The organism is Shewanella mytili (assembly GCF_046765975.1).
GTDB lineage: Bacteria > Pseudomonadota > Gammaproteobacteria > Enterobacterales > Shewanellaceae > Shewanella > Shewanella mytili.
Window position 1 is genome coordinate 50,902 of record NZ_JBKOUD010000014.1, and the last position, 20,168, is coordinate 71,069.

Here is a 20,168-nt window from a genome sequence, read left to right on the forward strand (position 1 = left end):
AGATTAGTATGTCAGAGAACAGTTATGATTCTTCGAGTATTAAGGTTTTAAAAGGCCTTGATGCGGTTCGTAAAAGACCCGGAATGTATATTGGTGATACTGATGATGGCACGGGTTTGCATCATATGGTATTCGAAGTGGTTGATAACTCCATTGACGAGGCTCTGGCGGGTTACTGTAAAGATATTATCATCACCATCCACCTGGATGGTTCAGTATCAGTCAAAGATGATGGCCGTGGCATTCCCGTTGCCATGCACCCGGAAGAGGGCGTGTCTGCCGCACAGGTCATCATGACCGTGCTGCACGCCGGCGGGAAGTTTGACGATAACTCCTACAAGGTGTCCGGCGGTTTGCACGGTGTGGGTGTGTCGGTAGTGAACGCATTGTCAGAAAAACTGAAGCTGACAATTCGCCGTGATGGCAAAACATATGAACAATATTACAGTCACGGCAATCCGGTAGAACCCATTAAAGCGGTGGGCTCTTCGGAACACACAGGTACCGAAATCCGTTTCTGGCCCAGCCGGGAAACCTTTACCGATGTGGAATTCAAATACGACGTATTGGTAAAACGGGTACGCGAGCTCTCCTTTTTGAACTCGGGCGTAGGCATCCGCTTGCTTGATGAACGGGATCATAAAAACGAGTTCTTCCATTACGAAGGGGGGATCCGCGCCTTTGTTGAGTACCTGAACAAGAACAAGACACCGGTTAACAAGGACATTTTCCATTTTTCCCAGGAACGCGACGACGGCATTACCGTGGAAGTGGCCATGCAGTGGAACGACGGTTTCCAGGAAAACATCCTGTGCTTTACCAACAACATTCCCCAGCGCGATGGGGGAACCCACTTGGCGGGATTTCGTGCCGCGCTGACCCGCAACCTGAACAACTACATGGAAGCGGAAGGATACAACAAAAAGAATAAGACCAGCGCCACCGGGGATGATGCCCGTGAAGGGTTGACGGCGGTGGTTTCGGTGAAGGTGCCAGATCCGAAGTTCAGCTCCCAGACCAAAGACAAACTGGTTTCCAGCGAAGTCAAAACGGCCGTGGAACAAACCATGGCAGAGAAACTGAACGACTACCTGCTGGAAAACCCCAATGAAGCCCGCTTGGTGGTGAGCAAGATTATTGATGCGGCCCGTGCCCGTGAAGCGGCGCGTAAAGCCCGTGAAATGACTCGCCGCAAAGGGGCGCTGGATTTGGGCGGCTTGCCCGGTAAATTGGCGGATTGTCAGGAAAAAGATCCCGGACTGTCTGAAATTTATATTGTGGAAGGGGACTCGGCCGGCGGTAGCGCCAAGCAGGGCCGAAACCGTAAAAATCAGGCGATTCTTCCCCTGAAAGGTAAAATCCTTAACGTGGAAAAAGCCCGGTTTGACAAAATGTTGTCTTCCCAGGAAGTGGCTTCTTTGATCACCGCTTTGGGTTGCGGTATTGGCCGGGATGAATACAACCCGGATAAAACCCGTTACCACAACATCATCATCATGACCGATGCGGATGTGGACGGCTCGCATATTCGTACCCTGTTGCTGACCTTCTTTTTCCGGCAGATGCCGGAATTGCTGGAACGCGGCTATGTATACATTGCCCAGCCACCACTATTCAAGGTTAAAAAAGGTAAACAAGAACAATACCTTAAAGATGAGTTGGCGCTGGTGGATTTTCTGACCTCCCAAGCACTGGATGGTGGCTGCATCTATCCATCCAAAGATGCACCGGCCATGTCCGGCTCCGCACTTGAGCGTTTGGTACTGCAGTATCGTGAAGTGGAACATATCATCGAACGGTTGGAAAAACGCTATCCGGCCAACGTGATGGACAGAATGATTTATCACCCACGGGTGACTGACGAGATGCTGGCTGACGAAGCACAGATGGTGGCCTGGTGTAATGCATTGCTGACCGATTTGCAGGATAGGGAAACCCACGGGGTACTCTATAAGCTGGAACCGACCCTGGAACCGGAACGTCAGGTGTATTTGCCGCAGCTGACCGTGCGTAAACACGGTATTGATAGCCATTACCTGTTCAGCTACGACTTCTTCCACGGGGTGGATTATAAGCACATTGCTGATTTGGGCGAGAAGCTTGACGGGCTCATTGAGGAGTCTGGTTACGTACAGCGTGGCGAGCGCAAGAAGGATGTGAGTACCTTTGCTGAGGCTCTTGAGTGGCTGGTAGCGGAATCCAAACGCGGCATTTACATACAGCGTTATAAAGGATTGGGTGAAATGAACCCGGAACAGTTGTGGGAAACCACCATGGATCCGGAAACCCGCCGCATGCTGCAGGTAACGATTGATGATGCTTTGGCAGCGGATCAGTTATTCAATACGCTGATGGGGGATGCGGTAGAGCCCCGTCGTGAGTTTATTGAGTCCAATGCCTTGCATGTATCCAACCTGGACGTGTAAATAGTCCTTGGCAAGAGATCTCACTGAAGGTGAGATCTCTTGTATCCTCCCGCCACTTCCCCATTTGTATTTTTGAATATTCTCCTTTCCCCGTTTCATCCCGCTACTTATGAGTGTTTTCCAAGTCATGTGCGTTTTGGCTGTCTGTTGCCACAGAGTGCTGAACGCCACAGTTGATAGGCGGTGACGGGAATTTTGGGCAATAAAAAAACGCGCCATTGGCGCGTTTTTTATTTGAAGGGTTTTGTTACTGCAACAAGGAGATGTCTGCTACCCGTAAGAACTGGTTACGTAACTGGTTCAGCAAGGCCAAACGATTGTTACGCAGTGCAGCATCATCCGCCATCACCATTACCTCGTCAAAGAAGCTGTCCACACTTTCCCTTAATTGTGCCAATTGGGTAAGTGCTTGCTGATAATCACCTGCGGCAAACAGGGGCTCCAGTTGCGGCATCAATGTTTGCAGGGTGTTTGCCAGTGCCTTTTCTGCCGATTCTTGCAGTAGCTTGTCATCTACCTCTTGGGGCAGGTCACCCTCTACTTTGGACAGGATGTTGGATACACGCTTATTGGCGGCTGCCAGTGCTGCAGCTGGTTCCATTTCGCGAAAATGTGCTACGGCCATGATCCGGTCATCAAAATCTGCCGGTTTGGTGGGGTAACGAGCTAGCACAGCTAGGATGACATCAGTGCCAATGCCTTTGTCCTGATACCAGGCGCGGAAGCGTCCCATCAGGAACTCCAGTACCTCGGCAGCAGTATTGGCATTGGAAAGATTGTCGCCATGGGCGCTGATGGCGCTGGCGATGATGTCTACCAAGTCCAGCGGCAGTTTGTTTTCGACAATGATGCGCAAAACCCCGATGGCAGCGCGGCGCAGTGCAAATGGATCTGCAGCTCCCTTGGGCGCTTGGCCGATGCCAAAAATCCCAGTGAGGGTATCCAGTTTTTCTGCCAATGCTACGGCGCAGCTAACGGGCGCTGTTGGGACACTGTCGCCGGAAAAACGGGGTTTGTATTGTTCATCCAGGGCTACGGCTACCGCTTCGCTTTCTCCATCAAGACGGGCATAGTGCATGCCCATGGTGCCTTGCGTATCGGTAAATTCCATCACCATATTGGTCATCAGGTCGGTTTTGGACAGTAATCCGGCCCGCTTGGCATCGGTTTCGCTGGCGTTAATGCTGCTGGCAATGGTGCCAGCCACTTGGGCGATGCGTTGAACCCGGTCTTTCAAGGTACCAAGTTGTTTCTGGAATACCACGCTGTCCAGGCTATCGATGCGGGATGCCAGACTGTGTTTCTTGTCGGTATTAAAGAAAAATTCGGCATCAGCCAGCCGAGGACGTACGACTTTTTCATTACCGGCAATCACTTGTGATGGATCTTTGGACGCGATATTGGCAACAAAAATGAAGTTGGGCATCAGCTGTCCGGCATTGTCAAATACCGGGAAGTATTTCTGATCGCCTTTCATGGTATATACCAATGCTTCTGCAGGTACGGCTAAAAACTTTTCCTCGAAGGCAGCTGTCAGCACTACTGGCCATTCTACCAGTGAGGTCACTTCTTCCAACAGGCTGTTATTGATATCGGCTTTACCACCCAATTGGGCTGCGGCCTTTTCTGCATCCTGTTTAATGATGGCTTTGCGCTTGTCATAGTCGGCAATGACTTTGCCGCGCTCATAAAGTGCAGTGAGGTAATTATCGGCATGATCCAGCTCAAAGCTGGCTTCACCCATAAAGCGGTGACCGCGAATGGTACGGGCTGACTCAATACCCAATACGGTGCCGGGCACGACCTGATTGCCCAACAACATGGTTACGGTGTGTACCGGACGAATGAATTGGGTTTTGTTGTTTCCCCAACGCATGGGCTTGGGAATGGGCAGTTTGTCGAGGGCATGCTGAGTCATGGTGGGGATCAGGCTATCGGTATTAACCCCAGCCACTTTAGCATGGTAAACCAGCCACTCACCTTTATCAGTGGTTAAACGTTCTGCTTGTTCAACACTAATGCCATTACCTCTGGCCCAGCCCAAAGCGGCCTTGGTGGGGTTGCCCTGATCATCAAACGCTGCGGTAACCGATGGCCCGCGTTTTTCAACGATCTTGTCTTCCTGTGCCAGTGCTAACTGTTCAATGTACAGCGCCAGTCTTCTTGGGGCGGCATACCATTTGGCTTTTCCAAAGGGCAGCTGCGCTTTTTTCAGTTCATCTGTGAAATTTGCCAGAAAAGATTCAGCCAGATTGCGCAGGGCTTTGGGAGGCAGTTCTTCTGTTCCAATTTCGATGAGTAAGTTGTCAAAATTCATTAATGTTTACCTCACTTACACATGGGGAATCCCAGCGCCTCCCGGGAATGGTAATAAGCTTCTGCAACGGCTTTGGCCATGGTTCTTACTCGCAGGATGAAACGCTGCCTTTCCGTGACGGAAATGGCATGGCGGGCATCAAGCAGGTTAAAGGCATGGGATGCTTTCATGACTTGTTCGTAGGCTGGCAGGGGCAATGGTTGTTCCAATGCCAGCAACTGGTTGCAGCTTTTTTCACATTGATCAAACAGGCCAAACAGGAAATCCACATCGGCATATTCGAAGTTATAGGCTGACTGTTCAACTTCATTTTGGTGGAATATATCGCCGTAGCTGATTTTACCCCGTGGGCCATCGGTCCAGACCAGGTCGTAAACACTGTTCACGCCCTGAATGTACATGGCCAAGCGTTCCAGACCATAGGTGATTTCACCGGTTACAGGGCTGCATTCCAAACCGCCTACCTGTTGGAAATAGGTGAACTGTGATACTTCCATACCGTTTAACCAGACTTCCCAGCCTAAGCCCCAGGCGCCTAGTGTGGGCGATTCCCAGTTGTCTTCAACAAAGCGGATGTCATGCACGGTTGGGTCAATCCCCAGGGCTTGTAGCGACCCGAGGTAAAGCTCCTGGATATTGTCCGGAGATGGTTTCAGTACCACTTGAAATTGGTAATAGTGCTGCAACCGGTTGGGGTTTTCCCCATAGCGACCGTCGGTGGGTCGGCGTGAGGGTTGCACATAAGCACTGCTCATAGGCTCTGGCCCCAGAGAACGCAGGAAGGTTTGTGGGTGGAAGGTTCCGGCGCCCACTTCCATGTCTAAGGGTTGCACGATGGCACAACCTTGCTGTGCCCAATAATCCTGCAGGGTCAGAATGAAGCCCTGGAATGTTTTCACATCATGTTTGGTCGTCATATCTACTGCTGTCAGCCATTTATAGAAAATGGTTTCGATTATACCTTGTAGGCTCTTGCTTATGTAGGTTATTTTTTATCGGGTCACGGTTTTTCAAGGAAATGGCATGATGCAAAAACAACGTTGTGGTTGGGTGTCTGATGATCCGTTATATCAACAATACCACGATGAAGAGTGGGGGCGGCCGGTGTATGACAGCCAGCGCCTATTTGCCAAGCTGTGTCTTGATGGACAGCAGGCCGGGCTGTCCTGGCTAACCGTGTTGCGTAAGCAGCACAACTACGAGGCTTTTTTTGCCGGTTTTAACCCTCAAGTCATTGCGGCCTACGACGATGATAAGGTGGAGCAGTTACTACAAAACCCCGGCATTATCCGCAATCGGGCAAAGGTGAAATCCATTATCCAGAATGCTCGTGCTTATGTCCGTTTCACCCAGCAAGGGAATGATTTTTCAGAATTTTTATGGGGTTTTGTTGGCGGCACTCCCCAGCAGAATCATTTTACCGCTTTGGCGCAAGTTCCTGCGCAGACGGCAGAGTCTCAAGCGATGTCAAAAGCATTAAAAAAGCTGGGATTCAATTTTTGTGGCCCAACAATTTGTTATGCCTTTATGCAGGCCGTAGGCATGGTGAATGATCATTTGCAGGACTGCTGTTGTTATCCGGAACTTTGCGGGCAATCCCATAACCAGTGATGAAGATGTTCCACGTGGAACATCTTCGAGTAAACGGTAGATGTTTTTTAGGAAAGCAAACCAGAGGATTTGATGGGTGATATTGGCCGATATTTTCATTCACCCTGGGTTTTTGGCACGCTATTCACTGAGCCAATTATCCCGTTATAGCCCTTTTTTAATCAAGTAGCGATAGGGCGTTACTTCTGTTTCGCTGGCCAACAGGGTGTGATCCATGAATTGACAGAAACTTGGGATGTCTCGAGTGGTGGCTGGATCATCAGCAATAATCAGTAATGTTTCACCTTCCGCCATATGACGGACAGTTTTACGCACCATCATCACCGGTTCAGGACAACGTAATCCCAAGGCGTCTAATTGATGCTGGGCATTAGCAAAGGGCGAGTTCATACAACCTCGTTTATTATAAGACTCACGAAATTAGCCAATTTTACGTCAAGCGTTGAGTCAAACCAAGCTTGCTGCCATGATTTGTGCGCCAAGTAAATCATCAATGTTCCACGTGAAACATTATCGCCAGTTGCGTGTTGTTTGGGAGGTGCATTAATGGATGAGAGCAAAGTAACCCAAAAGGGGCAGGGAAATATTTGCCAATAAAAAGCCGCTGCATTGCAGCGGCCTTGCATGGCAGTTAGCAATTAGGCCCGCTCGAATACCGTGGCAATACCCTGGCCCAAACCAATACACATGGTGGCCAGACCCAATGTGGCATCTTTGCTTTCCATCAAGTTAATCAGTGTGGTGGAAATGCGGGCACCGGAACACCCCAGAGGATGACCAAGGGCAATGGCACCACCATTAAGATTGACCTTTTCATCAACCACATCCATCAGCCCCAAATCTTTCACACAAGGGAGTGATTGGGCTGCAAAGGCTTCGTTAAGCTCTACCAGATCCATATCCGCCATGGTTAATCCGGCGCGAGCCAGCGCTTTTTGTGTGGCTGGCACGGGACCATAACCCATAATGGCGGGATCACAACCTGCCACTGCCATTGCTTTGATGCGGGCCCGTATGGGGAGTCCCAACGCTCGGGCTTTGGTTTCTTCCATGATCAGCATGGCTGAGGCGCCATCAGACAAGGCGGAAGAGGTACCTGCCGTCACTGTGCCATTGGCCGGATCAAATACCGGGCGCAGAGCTGCCAGCGACTCCATGCTGGTTTCTGGGCGTATCACTTCATCATAGTCAATGCGGATTAAACCGCCGTTGGCGTCATGGCCTTCAATCGGCTGAATCTCTTTGGCAAATCGGCCTTCTATGGTTGCTGCATGTGCTCGCTGATGGGAGCGAACGGCAAATTGATCCTGCATTTCGCGGCTGATACCGTGCATTTTTCCGAGCATTTCCGCGGTTAATCCCATCATGCCAGAAGCTTTGGCAACACGGGCGGCCAATCCGGGATGAAAGTCCACTCCATGGCTCATGGGTACATGTCCCATATGTTCAACACCACCAATAATAAAGGTGTCTCCCATGCCGGTCATAATGGCTCGGGCTGCCTGGTGAATGGCTTCCATGGATGAGCCGCACAACCGGTTCACAGTTACCGCCCCTACCTGTTTGGGCAGTCCGGCAAGCAAGGCGGCGTTACGGGCAATATTAAATCCCTGTTCTAGGGTTTGTTGTACACAGCCCCAGATAACATCTTCAATGGTGTCTGGCGCCAGCTGGGGATTACGTGCCAGCAGCGCTTTCATCAATTCAGCAGACAGGGTTTCAGCGCGAACATTACGAAAAACCCCACCTTTGGAGCGGCCCATGGGTGTCCGGATACAATCTACAATAACGGCTTGTTTCATCATTCTATTCCTTTGCGTGAATTAGGCCTGATAGTAGGCGCCGTTTTCAGCGGCCAGTTTTCGCATAGCGTCTGTGACTTGATACAGCCCACCAAGGTGCGCATATTTGTCAGCCAAGGCCACAAAATTCGCTACACCCAGAGTATCCAGATAACGGAATACACCACCGCGGAATGGCGGGAAGCCAAGGCCGTATATCAGCCCCATGTCAGCTTCGGCAGGGGTTGCGATAATGCCTTCTTCCAGACAACGCACGGTTTCAATAATCATGGGGATCATGGTACGGGCGATAATCTCGTCGCTACTGAACGGCTTGATGTCACCAAATTGTGCTTGCAGCAATTGATAGCTGGCCGGGTCTTGTTCTTTTTTGGGCTTGCCTCGTTTATCAACGGAATATTGATAAAAGCCCTTGCCATTTTTTTGCCCAAGACGCTCATGGGAGAACATCAGTGCGATGGCATCTTTATCTTGCTTACCCATCCTATCCGGAAAACCTTCCGCCATAACCGTCTGGGCATGATGTCCGGTATCCATTCCCACCACATCCAGCAGGTAGGCCGGGCCCATGGGCCAGCCAAACTCTTTTTCCATGACTTTATCCACCGCCATGAAATCGGCGCCATCAGCCAACAAGCCATTGAAACCGGCAAAGTAGGGGAACAGCACGCGGTTTACAAAAAATCCCGGGCAGTCGTTCACCACAATCGGGGTTTTTCCCATTTTACTGGCATAAGCGACAACCGAGGCGATGGTTTGCTCAGCGCTATGCTCCCCGCGGATCACCTCAACCAGCGGCATTTTATGTACCGGATTGAAAAAATGCATGCCGCAGAAGCGGGAGGGGTCTTGCAGGCTTTTGGCCAGGAGGTTGATGGAAATGGTGGACGTGTTGGACGCGATAATGGCATCTTGCGAGAGCTGCTGCTCTACTTCTGCCAGTACGCTGGCCTTGACCTTGGGATGTTCCACTACGGCTTCCACGGCAATATCCGCGTGCTTGATGGCGGCATAATCCAGCGACGGGGTGATGTTATTCAGCACCTTGGCCATTTTGGCTGGGGTGGCGCGTCCTCGTTCCACCTGTGCGGTTAAGAGCTTGGCCGCTTCTGACAAGCCTAAATCAAGCGCTTTTTGGGCGATATCCTTCATGACAATGGGGGTACCCTTACTGGCACTTTGATAAGCAATACCGCCCCCCATGATGCCGGCGCCAAGCACTGCAGCCTGGGAAATATCGCGAGCCTGTTTGGCCGCTTTTTTCGCTTTTCCTTTCACCAACTGGTCGTTAAGGAAAATGCCAATCAAGGCGGTTGCCACATCGGTTTTTGCCAGTTGGATAAATCCGTCGTGCTCGGCTTGCAAGGCGTCATCGCGGCCCATGGCTGCGGCTTTTTCAACAACAGCTATGGCGGTCATCGGCGCCGGATAATGCTTTCCGGCCACCTGATACACCATGCCTTTGGCGGTGGCAAAGGCCATTTTTGCTTCCAGTTTCGGTAGCATGAGCGGCGCCTGTTTGCGTTGGCGGCGGCTTTGCCAGTCCAGTTTGCCAGCCACGGCATCTTCCAGCAGTTGCACACATGTCTGTTGCAGCATATCTGGTGCCACTACTCCGTCAATTGCGGCCACTTTCAGTGCGTCTTCCGGGCGCTTGTCTTTCCCGGTAGTGATCCATTCTAAAGCGTTATCGGCACCAATCAGCCGTGGTAACCGCACCGTGCCGCCAAAGCCCGGAATAATGCCCAGCTTGGTTTCCGGCAAACCGATGCGGGCACTGGTATCCGCAATGCGAAAATCGGTAGCCAAAATGGTTTCGCAGCCACCGCCCAATGCAAACCCCTTGATTGCCGATACGGTGGGGAAAGGCAGGTCTTCCAGCTTATTGAAAATCACGTTTGCCTGTTTTAACCAGGAGAGCAGCACTTCTTGCTCTTGGGCAAATAATCCCAGAAATTCGGTGATGTCCGCACCCACGATAAAATTGTCTTTGGCAGATGTCAGCATTAAGGCTCGGGGATTTGCCTTCAGTACGGCATCCAATGCCTCATCAAGTGCGGTAAGGGTTTCTCTGTCAAATTTATTGACGGAACCGGCAGCGTTAAAACAAAGGTTGGCAATGTTACTGTCGAGCAGTTGCACCTGAATGGTATTACTTTGATAGATCATGCTTGCATTCCTTATGCTCAGGGTCGCGAGTCCAGCTGAAGCCACTTTTTTATCCAGTGTGAGGTGAAACCGCTGAAATTACAACACCCAATTAAAACGATCGTTTTATTCCAAGTCCCATCCATAGGGGTAAACCGTGGGTATGCATTAAAAAAACGATGATATTTAATGGGTTATTTTTACTGCAACAGGGTGGTTGGTTACACCTATGCTTAAGTCGTAGATGCGCCGTGGCATCGGGAGTGGTTGCTGCTGGCACGGGGAAACAGGCACAATGCACATATCCTGTCGTGATGTAAAAGAGGGGTTTTGTGCCTGATCATTATCCGGTACCCGCTGATGAGATGGTGGTTGTGGAGGAGGAAATCAAACACAGCCGTTTTATTACCGTGTTGTTTCGCTGTGTTTCTCCCGAGGCGTTCAAGCAACAGCTGGCTCAGATAAAAGCGCGTTATCCCGGTGCCAATCACTATTGTCAGGCATTCATCTGGTCAGCACCGGAGGATGATAGTGCCATGGGCATGAGTGATGATGGCGAACCTTCTGGCAGTGCCGGGCGTCCGATGCTCAACGTACTGCGAGGCTCCGGTGTGGGCGAGGTGGGCGTAGTGGTCATCCGTTATTTTGGCGGGGTGAAACTGGGCGTTGGGGGCTTGGTGAGAGCTTATAGTGCCGGAGTTAAACTGGCACTGCAGCAGGTTACGCTGGTGACGCAGGTAAAACGGGAAGTTGCCAGTCTGCATTGTGATTATGCCCTGTTGGCGGACGCCGAACATTTCTTGTCGCAATACGATGTGCTGGTGACGGAGCGTTTATTTGCGGCCCAGGTGATGTTGACGTTGGCTTGTCCGGTATCGGCAAAGGCCCCAGTGGCCGCCGCGTTGCAACGTATCAGTCAGGGACAGCTGAAACTCCGCTTTTCCGGTGAAGCGCCGTAAAAACTGTGTAACAATAAGCGGGATCTCCCTCTACAACCTGGTCAATGGACTGAATGCATTACCGCACAATTACTCGAATCACCGGCTTATTGATGGGGTTGTTTTCCATCACCATGGTGCCGCCAGCGCTTGTTGCCCTTTTTTATGAAGACGGGGGCGGCTCCGCTTTCATGCAGGCATTTGTCATCAGTTTGTTACTGGGGTTTTCCCTGTGGTATCCCAATCGGCAGCACAAGGATGATTTAAAAACCCGGGAGGGGTTCCTTATCGTCGTGTTGTTCTGGACGGTTTTGGGAACGATCGGGACGCTTCCTTTCCTGTTGGTGAAACAGCCGGAATTGTCACTGGCAGACAGCGTATTCGAGTCTTTTTCGGCATTAACCACTACCGGTGCAACCGTGATTGTGGGGCTGGATGAACTGCCAAAAGCCATTTTGTTTTATCGCCACTTGCTGCAGTGGCTGGGCGGCATGGGGATAATCGTGCTGGCGGTAGCCATCTTACCCGTGTTAGGCATTGGGGGAATGCAGCTTTATCGCGCCGAGATCCCGGGGCCGGTGAAAGACAGCAAAATGACGCCGAGAATTGCCGAAACAGCCAAAACATTGTGGTATATCTATCTGTTGCTTACGGTGGCTTGCGCCGCTGCCTTCTGGTATGCCGGCATGGATGTGTTTGATGCAGTGTGTCACTCCTTTTCCACCATCGCCATTGGCGGTTTTTCCACCCACGATGCCAGTATCGGCTATTATGACAGCCCGCTTATCAACATGATCTGCATGGTGTTTTTGTTGATTGCCGCGGTGAATTTCAGCCTGCATTTTGCCGCATTTTCTCGGCGAGGGATTAATTTTCGGGTTTATTTTCATGATGCGGAATTTAAAGCGCTGATTTTGCTGCAGTTACTGCTGGGTGCCATTTGTTTTGTCACTTTGCTGCATAGCGGCATTTATGATTCGCCCGAGGAAACCCTGGATTATGCACTGTTTCAGGCGGTGTCGATTTCAACCACCGCCGGTTTTAGCACCGAGAGTTTTCATGTGTGGCCGTTGTTTTTGCCCATTTTATTGATTTTTTCCAGTTTTATCGGGGGCAGCGGCGGCTCTACGGCCGGTGGCATCAAGGTTATCCGGTTTGTTTTACTGTTTTTACAAGGGGCGCGGGAGCTTAAAAGACTTATTCATCCCAAGGCGATGTTTGCCATCCGTCTGGGAAATCGTTCATTACCCGACAGGGTTGTGGATGCGGTATGGGGCTTTTTTTCGGCCTATACACTGGTGTTTTTAATCAGTATGCTGATTTTGATGGCGCTGGGGCTGGATGCCATTACATCGTTTAGTGCCACGGCGGCCTGTTTGAACAATCTGGGGCCAGGGCTGGGCGAGGTGGCATCAAACTATGCCACTCTCAGCGACAGTGCCAAATACGTACTGGTAGTGACCATGTTGTTCGGGCGCTTGGAAATTTTCACGCTACTGGTGTTATTTACTCCCACTTTCTGGAAGGACTGATGCAGCAAACGTTAATTATCTATTCTACGGTTGATGGACACACCCGCCGCATTTGCGAAACCATCGCTACCGAACTGAAAGCCGCAGGAGAGCAGGTGATCATCAGTGATTTGGCCAAAACCAGCGAAGCATTGTTAAAGCAGAGCCAAAAAGTGCTCATTGGCGCCAGCATTCGTTACGGTAAATTCCGCCCGGCGCTGTATCGCTTTGTGAACCGCTATAAAACGTTGCTGGATGCGCGGGAAAACGCTTTCTTTTGCGTGAATGTGGTGGCCAGAAAGCCAGAGAAAAACCAGCCGGATACCAATCCTTACATGGCAAAATTCTTGCGCTTGTCGCTGTGGCGTCCCAAATTATTGGGCGTGTTTGCCGGCAGAATTGTTTATGCAGAATATGGTTGGCTAGACCGCACCATGATCCGGTTTATCATGTGGATGACCAAAGGTCCCACCGACACCTCCCAAGCCTATGAGTTTACAGACTGGGAGCGGGTGCGCGAATTTGCACGGGAATTTGCCAAGAGCTGATCCCTCAGCACCCAGCGGAACAAAACTTGCGGTGTAGAATAGAAATGACTTCTGTAACTTGCTGGTTTTTAAGGCTGTAATAGACAATCTGTGAGCTTTTCCGGGTACCCACCAAGTCTTCAGATCGCAGTACGGCCAAATGCTGTGATAAGGCAGACTGGCTTAAGGGGACCGCTTCATTAATCTCGGTCACGCTCAGTTCCTTGTCCAGCAGCAGGCACAGGATCATCAACCGGTACGGGTTGGCGACGGCTTTGAGCCATTTTGCTGCAATCTCTGCATTTGACAGCATGGCATCAATATTTATATCTACGGGTGGCATGGTTTATCTTTACCTCTATTTCTTGATTAGATAACCCTAATTAATGTTAGGTGTTCAATGGCAAGTCAGTCTTTTAGCTAGATCTCACTTTTACCATCAAAATGCCGTAACTGCTTGTCCTATTTGTTCGCTATCACTGTATTTTACTTTTATATTGGCCATTATCATATTTTATTATCTTTTTTTAATCATTTAAGCAGGTATCGCTATGACGTCCGTTCTGGTTCTCTATTATTCCCGAGGCGGCCATACCGCAAGGATTTCCCGTTGCATTGTGCGTCGCATCCAGCAGCAGGGATTAAAATGCGAAATGATGGATCTGCTGGAAGCAGAAAAAGAGGGGATAAACTGGCAGGAATGGGATGCGGTGGTATTGGGGGCTTGTGTGTTATACGGCACCTACGACAAAAGCGTGTTTGAATTTTGCCGTAAATATCAGTCGCAGATGGATGCCAACGCTATCAGTTTCTTTTCCGTGAACGTGGTGGCCCGCAAGCCGGAAAAACGGGTACCGGAAAATAACCGTTATCTGCAGAAATTCATAGAGTTGTCAGCCTGGAAACCCAAAGACGTGAAAATCATTGCCGGAAAAGTGGATTACCCGTCCTGGGGCTGGCTGGACAAGCAGATGATCCGTCTCATCATGAAAATCACCCACGGCCCGACCAATACCGATGCGGTCATTGATTATACCGACTACCAGGATGTGGATGCTTACGCCGATCACCTGGTGCGTTTGGTCAGTGCCAATTAAGTGATGGATGCTTTAATAGCGCCAGAAGCTTGGGTGAAACAAGACGGCAACCGTCATGATTTCCAGGCGTCCCAGCAGCATCCCCACGGATAATGCCCATTTGGCAACGACGGGTAAGGACGCGAAGTTACCCGCCGGACCAATGACTGGACCCAATCCCGGCCCCACATTGGTGACGGCGGTAATGGCACCGGAAAGGCTGGTCATGGGGTCAAGGCCACAAGACACCAAAATCAGCGTCAGCAGTACAATGACCAACATGAACAGCATCATGAACGTGACTAACGACCGCACAATCTCTTCGTTGATTGGCCGGCTGTTGTAACGTTCCCGGAAGATGCCATTGGGGTGAAACTGCTGTTTCAGCTGTTCACGCATGATGGCAACCCCAATCTGGAAACGGAAAATCTTGATACCACCGGCCGTGGAGCCGGAACATCCGCCCACCAGCATCAAAAACAGAAAGCTGATAATCGCCAGCGCGCCCCACTGACTGTAGTCCGTCAGGCCATAACCCGTGGTGGTGACCACTGACACCACATTGAACGCGGCCAGCCGTAAGGCATCTATAAAGGCAAGGTCTTTGCTGTTGCTGAGCCACAGCGCCAACCCGAAAGACACCAGCAACAAAAACAGCAGGTAGCCTTTGATTTGCGAATCATTCCATACCCGCAAGCTTCGTACCTGAATGGTTTGGGCAAAGGTGAGCAGAGGCAAGCCACCCGCTGCCATGAAGATGATGCCCACCCAGTGGCTTTTCTCGGAAAATGCCGCCATTGAACTGTCGGATGTGGAATATCCGCCAGTAGACAGGGTGGTCATGGCATGATTGATGGCTTGAAACCAGTTCATGCCGGCCCAGTGATAACACAGGGTACACACAATGGTGAGCCCGATGTACACCGTAAACAAGTATTTGGCGAGGCTTTGGGTGCGGGGAATGGTTTTGTCGGACCAGTCAGAGGATTCGGTTCTGAACAGGCGCATCCCCCCAACGTTCAGAAAGGGCAGGATGGCCACTGCCATCACAATAAAGCCGATGCCCCCGAGCCACTGCAACAACGAGCGCCAAATGAGAATGCTGTGATCCATGTTATCCAGCCCCGAAAGTACGGTGGAGCCGGTAGTGGTCACCCCTGACATGGTTTCAAAAAACGCGTCGGTATAACCAATGCCGTGATAAAGGGTGAACGGCATGGCGGCAAACAGGCTGACGATGAACCAGGTAATGCTGGTGAGCAAAAACATGTCCCGAATATTGAGGTGCAGTTTGCTGCCTTGCCCCCGATGCACGCTGATACTGGCCACAATTCCGGTAAAAATGGCCGACAGCAAGAATGCCATGACGGTTTCTTCGCCGTAGATCAGTGCAAACAGCAACGGGATAAACATAAAGCCTGTCAGCATGGACAGGAATAATCCCAAGATGAACAGCAGCGGCTTAAAGTTAAGCATCGGACAGCCTAGAAGAAAAAGGCGCTTGGCTGGAATAACTTTTCAACATCGCTGACAAACTTCTTGTTAACCAAGAACATAATCACGTGATCCCCTTGGGCGATGACCGTGCGATCGTGTGCCATTAACACTTCGTCATCGCGGACAATGGCACCAATGGTGGTGCCGGGGGGCAGTTTGATGTCGCCCACCTGTTTACCCACCACCTTACTGGTGTTGGCATCGCCGTGGGCAATGGCTTCAATGGCCTCTGCCGCGCCGCGCCGCAAAGAATACACATTGCAAATGTCGCCTTGGCGAATGTGGGTCAGCAATGACGATATGGTGGCTTGTTGAGGGGAGATGGCAATGTCGATATTGGCTTCTTGCACAATGTCCACATAGGCTTCGCGCTGGATGAGCACCATCACTTTTTTGGCGCCCATGCGCTTGGCCAGCAATGCCGACATGATGTTGGCTTCATCGTCATTGGTGACCGCGATGAACACGTCGGTTTGGTCGATATGTTCCTCTATCAACAACTCTTGATCCGAGGCATCGCCGCAAAATACCGTGGTGTTTTGCAGCCGCTCCGATAACAGCTCCGCCCGATCCTGTTTTTGCTCAATCAGTTTGACCGAGTGATTTTTTTCCAGTTTTTGCGCAAGACCCAGGCCAATATTGCCGCCGCCGGCAATCATGATGTTGCGATAGGAGCTGTCCAGTTTTTGCATTTCGCTCATGACGGCACGAATATGGCGACTATCAGCCACGAAGAACACTTCATCATCCGCTTCAATGATGGTGGTACCCCGGGGCATGATGGCCCGTCCCTGACGGAAAATGGCCGCTACCCGGGTATCAATATTCGGCATGTGTTCCCGCAGCGCTGCCAGTGCATTTCCTACCAGTGGCCCGCCGTAATAGGCTCTTACCGCCACCAGGCTTACCCTGCCGTCGGCAAAGTCCAATACCTGCAAAGCCCCCGGATACTCTACGAGTCTGTGTATGTAAGTAATTACTAACTGCTCTGGAGCTATCAGTTCATCGATGACGAAGCCACCGCGTAATTTGCTTTCGGTGTTTTTGATTTCGCTGTCGATGAACAGCTTGTCGCGGATGGCCAGATATTGCTCGGAACGGATGCGGGCAATTTTTGTGGGGGTGCCAAACAGGGTGTAGGCAATCTGGCAGGCGGTCATGTTGCACTCATCGCTGTTGGTGACGGCCACCAGCATGTCGGCATCTTCAGCCCCGGCTTCCTGTAATACACCAGGATTGGCGGCATGGCCTGCCACTACCCGCAGGTCGTATTTGTCCTGTAAGGTCCGAAGCCGGTTACGGTCACTGTCGACGATGGTGATATCGTTGTTTTCACCTACCAGGTTTTCTGCCAGGGTACCGCCCACCTGGCCCGCGCCGAGGATAATAATCTTCATGGCCTATTTTCCGGAAATGACACCTTAAGCTGTTGGGCTCTTACGGAGCTTTGCGTAGTAAAACCCGTCCATATTGTCTTGTCCCGGCAGTATTTGCCAGTCTGACGGGCAATTTTCTTGTAATGCTGTGATGGGTTGCAGCTGCGCATCAGCTGTACGTGCCAAAAATGCGGTGATTTGCTGGTGATTTTCTTCCGGCATGATGGAGCAGGTGGCATAGAGCAATACGCCGCCGGGTTTGAGCCATTGCCAGCAATGATCCAGGATCTGCGCTTGCAGTTTGCTGAGCTCTGCAATGTCGGCGGGTTTGCGTAACCACTTGATGTCCGGGTGACGGCGTATTACACCGGTGGCGGAGCAGGGGGCATCCAGCAATATGCGGTCAAAACGGGGGCCTTGCCACCAGCTGTCAATGGCGGCGGCATCCCCATGGATGAGCTGCGCCTTGAGTGCCAGACGTTGCAGGTTTTGTGCTACCCGTGCCAGGCGTTTGCTGTCATTGTCCACTGCCAGCAACTCAACATCACGGGTGCGCTCCAGAATATGGCAGCTTTTACCACCGGGGGCGGCGCAGGCATCCAGTATCCGTTCGCCCGGTTGGGCATCCAGTAACTGGGCAGCCCACTGGGCGGCGCCATCCTGTACCGACACGGCGCCTTGTGCAAACTCGGGCAACTGGGTGACATCGCAAGGATGTTCCAGCAAGATGGCATCGTCACTGCTGCCGGGGCTGGCCTCAATTCCCTGTTGGTGCAACTGTTGCAGATACTCTTCCCGGGATTGGCGCCGATAGTTGTTACGCAGCCACATGGGCGGGCGCTGCTGGCTGTTGCAAACGATGGACTGCCAGTCATCGCCATAAGCTGCTTGCAGTTTTTTTATCATCCAGCCGGGGAAATTGTATTGCAGCGTGGGGGTGTTTTCCGCCAAGGGTTGCTGCTGGCGCTGAATATTGCGCAGTACGCCATTGACCACCTTCACCAGGTTTTCATGGCCCAGCTGGCGGCAGGCCTCCGCCGTTTCGGAAATGGCCGCATGGGCAGGGATCCGGGTGAAGTAAAGCTGGTAACAACCCACCAGCAATAACTGGTGCACAATGCGCTGCTTGTTTTTAAAGGGCTTGCTCAAACAGCTGACCACCCGCTGATCCAGTTGGGGCAGTGTGCGCATGACGCCGTAGCACAGCTCTGCCAGTAATGCTTTGTCCTTGGGGTTGTGCAATGCCTGTTGTTCATCCGGTAATACGGATGACAGGGATTTTCCCTGTTCCAGTACGGTATAAACCGCTTTGGCGGCCAGTGCGCGAAGATTGAGTCTCATGATGCCACCAATGCACTTCCCGGCGTGAACCAGTCTGCGCGGGCATTGAGGATATCCGCTGCAGACGTTGCTTTTTTCCCTGGTAATTGCAGGGTTTTCAGCACCAATAATCCATCGCCGGTAGCCACGGCAATCCCGTGTTTATCTGCCCGCACCACGGTTCCTGCTGCTGATGACTGCGGCGCCGCTTCAACACTTGCCTGCCAGACTTTGATGTTTTGCTGCTGACACTGGAAATAGCTCACCGGCCAAGGGTTGAAAGCGCGGATCTCCTGCCATAACTGGGTGGCGGATTTTTGCCAGTCAATGGCGGCTTCTTCTTTGCTGAGCTTTTCGGCATAACAGGCCAGGGCATCATCCTGCGTTTCTGCGCTCAGATTGCCGGCCGCTAATCCTTGCAGCGCCTCCAATAACGCTTCTGGCCCTTGGTGCGCCAGTTTTTCATAGAGACTGGCCGAGGTGTCGTCATCTTCTATCGGCAACTGGGTTTTCAGCAGCATGGCACCGGTATCCAGTCCGGCATCCATCCGCATGACGGTAACGCCGGTGGTTTTGTCTCCAGCCCAGATGGCCCGTTGGATGGGCGCGGCGCCACGCCAGCGGGGCAAAATGGAACCATGCACGTTAATGCACCCAAGACGAGGGGTATCCAGTACGGCCTGTGGCAGGATGAGCCCGTAGGCCACCACCACCATGATGTCGGCCTGAAGGGTGGCCAACTGCTGCTGGGCCTCTTCATTGCGCAGGCTTGTGGGTTGGTATACCGGCAAGTGATGCTCAAGGGCCAGTGATTTCACCGGGCTCGGCATCAGCTTGTGGCCACGGCCAGCCGGGCGGTCCGGCTGGGTGTAAACCCCAATCACCTCATGCTCTGAGTTCAACAATGCCTGCAGATGGCGGGCAGCAAAATCCGGTGTCCCGGCAAATATCACTTTCAAGGACGTCAAAATCTTTCCTGTTAGGTTGATGTCAGGCCAGTTTGGCTTCCTGACGGGCGGTTTTTTCGAGTTTCTGTCGGATGCGTTGCCGCTTCAGAGCTGACAGATAATCCACGAACAATTTACCTTTGAGATGATCCATTTCATGCTGGATGCAGATGGCAAACAAGCCGTCAGCCTCGATGGTAAATTCATTGCCGTCACGATCCAGTGCCTTTACGGTAACAAATTCAGCCCGGTCCACCTTGGCATAGATGCCAGGAACGGACAGGCAGCCCTCTTCGTTACAGAAATCGCCGCTGGCATTGATAAGCCGGGGGTTAATGAAAACTTTGGGGCGCTCCACCTCGTCTTGCAGATCCATCACAATCAGTTGCTTGTGAAAATCTACTTGGGTGGCTGCCAGACCAATGCCTTTTTCGGTATACATGGTCTCGAACATATCGTCGATTTGTTGTTGCAGCGCTGCGTTGAATTCAGTCACGGGTTCGGCGACCGTTCGCAGTCGTTCGTCGGGAAATCTTAGTACATTTAACAAAGCCATAGGTAACTCGTAACAATTGTGTTAAAACCACGCCAGTTGGTTATACTGTGCGTGCTATTGGGTTAATTTTAATCCTTAGCGGCGGTCAATAACAGAAAAAGCTCATTATTAATGGT

Annotated in this window: 17 protein-coding genes; 6 read left to right on the forward strand and 11 right to left on the reverse strand. The window is 51.5% G+C overall.

Annotation, left to right across the window (positions count from 1 at the left end; translation table 11 throughout):
• The first annotated feature begins 8 nt into the window (after nucleotides 1-8).
• On the forward strand, nucleotides 9-2,426 hold the full coding sequence (gyrB, locus tag ACIDEJ_RS12880) for a DNA topoisomerase (ATP-hydrolyzing) subunit B (RefSeq protein WP_411988469.1): 2,418 nt from the start codon (nucleotides 9-11) through the stop codon (nucleotides 2,424-2,426).
• Between the two features lie 247 nt (nucleotides 2,427-2,673).
• On the opposite strand, the gene glyS is transcribed toward gyrB, so the two are convergent.
• Nucleotides 2,674-4,743 (reverse strand): glycine--tRNA ligase subunit beta, encoded by a 2,070-nt coding sequence (glyS, locus tag ACIDEJ_RS12885; RefSeq protein ID WP_411988470.1) that lies wholly within the window; start codon nucleotides 4,741-4,743, stop codon nucleotides 2,674-2,676.
• Between the two features lie 11 nt (nucleotides 4,744-4,754).
• A complete protein-coding gene (gene glyQ / locus ACIDEJ_RS12890; protein ID WP_411988471.1) occupies nucleotides 4,755-5,660 on the reverse strand; it encodes a glycine--tRNA ligase subunit alpha in 906 nt (301 codons plus the stop codon).
• Between the two features lie 109 nt (nucleotides 5,661-5,769).
• On the opposite strand from glyQ, the gene ACIDEJ_RS12895 reads away from it, so the two are divergent.
• Nucleotides 5,770-6,354, forward strand: coding sequence for a DNA-3-methyladenine glycosylase I (locus tag ACIDEJ_RS12895; RefSeq protein ID WP_411988495.1), 585 nt, complete (start codon nucleotides 5,770-5,772; stop codon nucleotides 6,352-6,354).
• Nucleotides 6,355-6,498: 144 nt separating this feature from the next.
• Here ACIDEJ_RS12895 and tusA read toward each other — a convergent pair whose 3' ends face one another.
• The 3 genes from tusA to fadB form a co-directional block, all read right to left on the reverse strand.
• A complete protein-coding gene (gene tusA / locus ACIDEJ_RS12900) occupies nucleotides 6,499-6,744 on the reverse strand; it encodes a sulfurtransferase TusA (RefSeq protein WP_411988472.1) in 246 nt (81 codons plus the stop codon).
• A gap of 248 nt (nucleotides 6,745-6,992) precedes the next feature.
• Nucleotides 6,993-8,156 carry an acetyl-CoA C-acyltransferase FadA gene (fadA, locus tag ACIDEJ_RS12905; protein WP_411988473.1) on the reverse strand — a complete coding sequence of 388 codons (1,164 nt, stop codon included), beginning with the start codon at nucleotides 8,154-8,156 and terminating at the stop codon, nucleotides 6,993-6,995.
• Between the two features lie 21 nt (nucleotides 8,157-8,177).
• Complete coding sequence (fadB, locus tag ACIDEJ_RS12910; RefSeq protein ID WP_411988474.1) at nucleotides 8,178-10,325, reverse strand: fatty acid oxidation complex subunit alpha FadB; 2,148 nt, start codon at nucleotides 10,323-10,325, stop codon at nucleotides 8,178-8,180.
• Between the two features lie 311 nt (nucleotides 10,326-10,636).
• Here fadB and ACIDEJ_RS12915 point away from each other — a divergent pair, with 311 nt between their 5' ends.
• Genes ACIDEJ_RS12915 through hemG (ACIDEJ_RS12925) form a run of 3 tightly spaced genes read left to right on the forward strand, consistent with a single transcriptional unit; the run spans nucleotide 10,637 to nucleotide 13,301 of the window.
• The gene (locus tag ACIDEJ_RS12915) at nucleotides 10,637-11,263 is read left to right on the forward strand and encodes a YigZ family protein (protein ID WP_411988475.1); all 627 of its coding nucleotides are present in this window, start codon (nucleotides 10,637-10,639) and stop codon (nucleotides 11,261-11,263) included.
• 53 nt (nucleotides 11,264-11,316) lie between these two features.
• Nucleotides 11,317-12,774, forward strand: a complete 1,458-nt coding sequence (locus ACIDEJ_RS12920) for a TrkH family potassium uptake protein (RefSeq protein WP_411988476.1) — start codon at nucleotides 11,317-11,319, stop codon at nucleotides 12,772-12,774.
• Nucleotides 12,774-13,301: a menaquinone-dependent protoporphyrinogen IX dehydrogenase gene (gene hemG, locus ACIDEJ_RS12925; RefSeq protein ID WP_411988477.1), complete on the forward strand. Its 528-nt coding sequence runs from the start codon at nucleotides 12,774-12,776 to the stop codon at nucleotides 13,299-13,301. The genes ACIDEJ_RS12920 and hemG (ACIDEJ_RS12925) overlap by 1 nt, the downstream gene beginning before the upstream one ends.
• A gap of 4 nt (nucleotides 13,302-13,305) precedes the next feature.
• Here the strand turns inward: hemG (ACIDEJ_RS12925) and ACIDEJ_RS12930 are convergent, their stop codons facing one another.
• Nucleotides 13,306-13,623, reverse strand: a complete 318-nt coding sequence (locus ACIDEJ_RS12930) for an ArsR/SmtB family transcription factor (RefSeq protein WP_411988478.1) — start codon at nucleotides 13,621-13,623, stop codon at nucleotides 13,306-13,308.
• Between the two features lie 208 nt (nucleotides 13,624-13,831).
• On the opposite strand from ACIDEJ_RS12930, the gene hemG (ACIDEJ_RS12935) reads away from it, so the two are divergent.
• Nucleotides 13,832-14,377, forward strand: a complete 546-nt coding sequence (gene hemG / locus ACIDEJ_RS12935) for a menaquinone-dependent protoporphyrinogen IX dehydrogenase (protein WP_411988479.1) — start codon at nucleotides 13,832-13,834, stop codon at nucleotides 14,375-14,377.
• Between the two features lie 12 nt (nucleotides 14,378-14,389).
• Here the strand turns inward: hemG (ACIDEJ_RS12935) and ACIDEJ_RS12940 are convergent, their stop codons facing one another.
• Genes ACIDEJ_RS12940 through def form a run of 5 tightly spaced genes read right to left on the reverse strand, consistent with a single transcriptional unit; the run spans nucleotide 14,390 to nucleotide 20,052 of the window.
• Nucleotides 14,390-15,832 (reverse strand): TrkH family potassium uptake protein, encoded by a 1,443-nt coding sequence (locus ACIDEJ_RS12940; protein WP_411988480.1) that lies wholly within the window; start codon nucleotides 15,830-15,832, stop codon nucleotides 14,390-14,392.
• Between the two features lie 8 nt (nucleotides 15,833-15,840).
• Entirely contained in the window at nucleotides 15,841-17,250 is a 1,410-nt protein-coding gene (gene trkA, locus ACIDEJ_RS12945) for a Trk system potassium transporter TrkA (protein WP_411988481.1), read from the reverse strand.
• Between the two features lie 24 nt (nucleotides 17,251-17,274).
• Nucleotides 17,275-18,570 (reverse strand): 16S rRNA (cytosine(967)-C(5))-methyltransferase RsmB, encoded by a 1,296-nt coding sequence (rsmB, locus tag ACIDEJ_RS12950; RefSeq protein WP_411988482.1) that lies wholly within the window; start codon nucleotides 18,568-18,570, stop codon nucleotides 17,275-17,277.
• Nucleotides 18,567-19,517: a methionyl-tRNA formyltransferase gene (gene fmt, locus ACIDEJ_RS12955; RefSeq protein ID WP_411988483.1), complete on the reverse strand. Its 951-nt coding sequence runs from the start codon at nucleotides 19,515-19,517 to the stop codon at nucleotides 18,567-18,569. Before fmt ends, rsmB begins: the two co-directional genes overlap by 4 nt.
• A gap of 22 nt (nucleotides 19,518-19,539) precedes the next feature.
• Nucleotides 19,540-20,052, reverse strand: coding sequence for a peptide deformylase (gene def, locus ACIDEJ_RS12960; RefSeq protein WP_411988484.1), 513 nt, complete (start codon nucleotides 20,050-20,052; stop codon nucleotides 19,540-19,542).
• Between the last annotated feature and the right edge of the window lie 116 nt (nucleotides 20,053-20,168).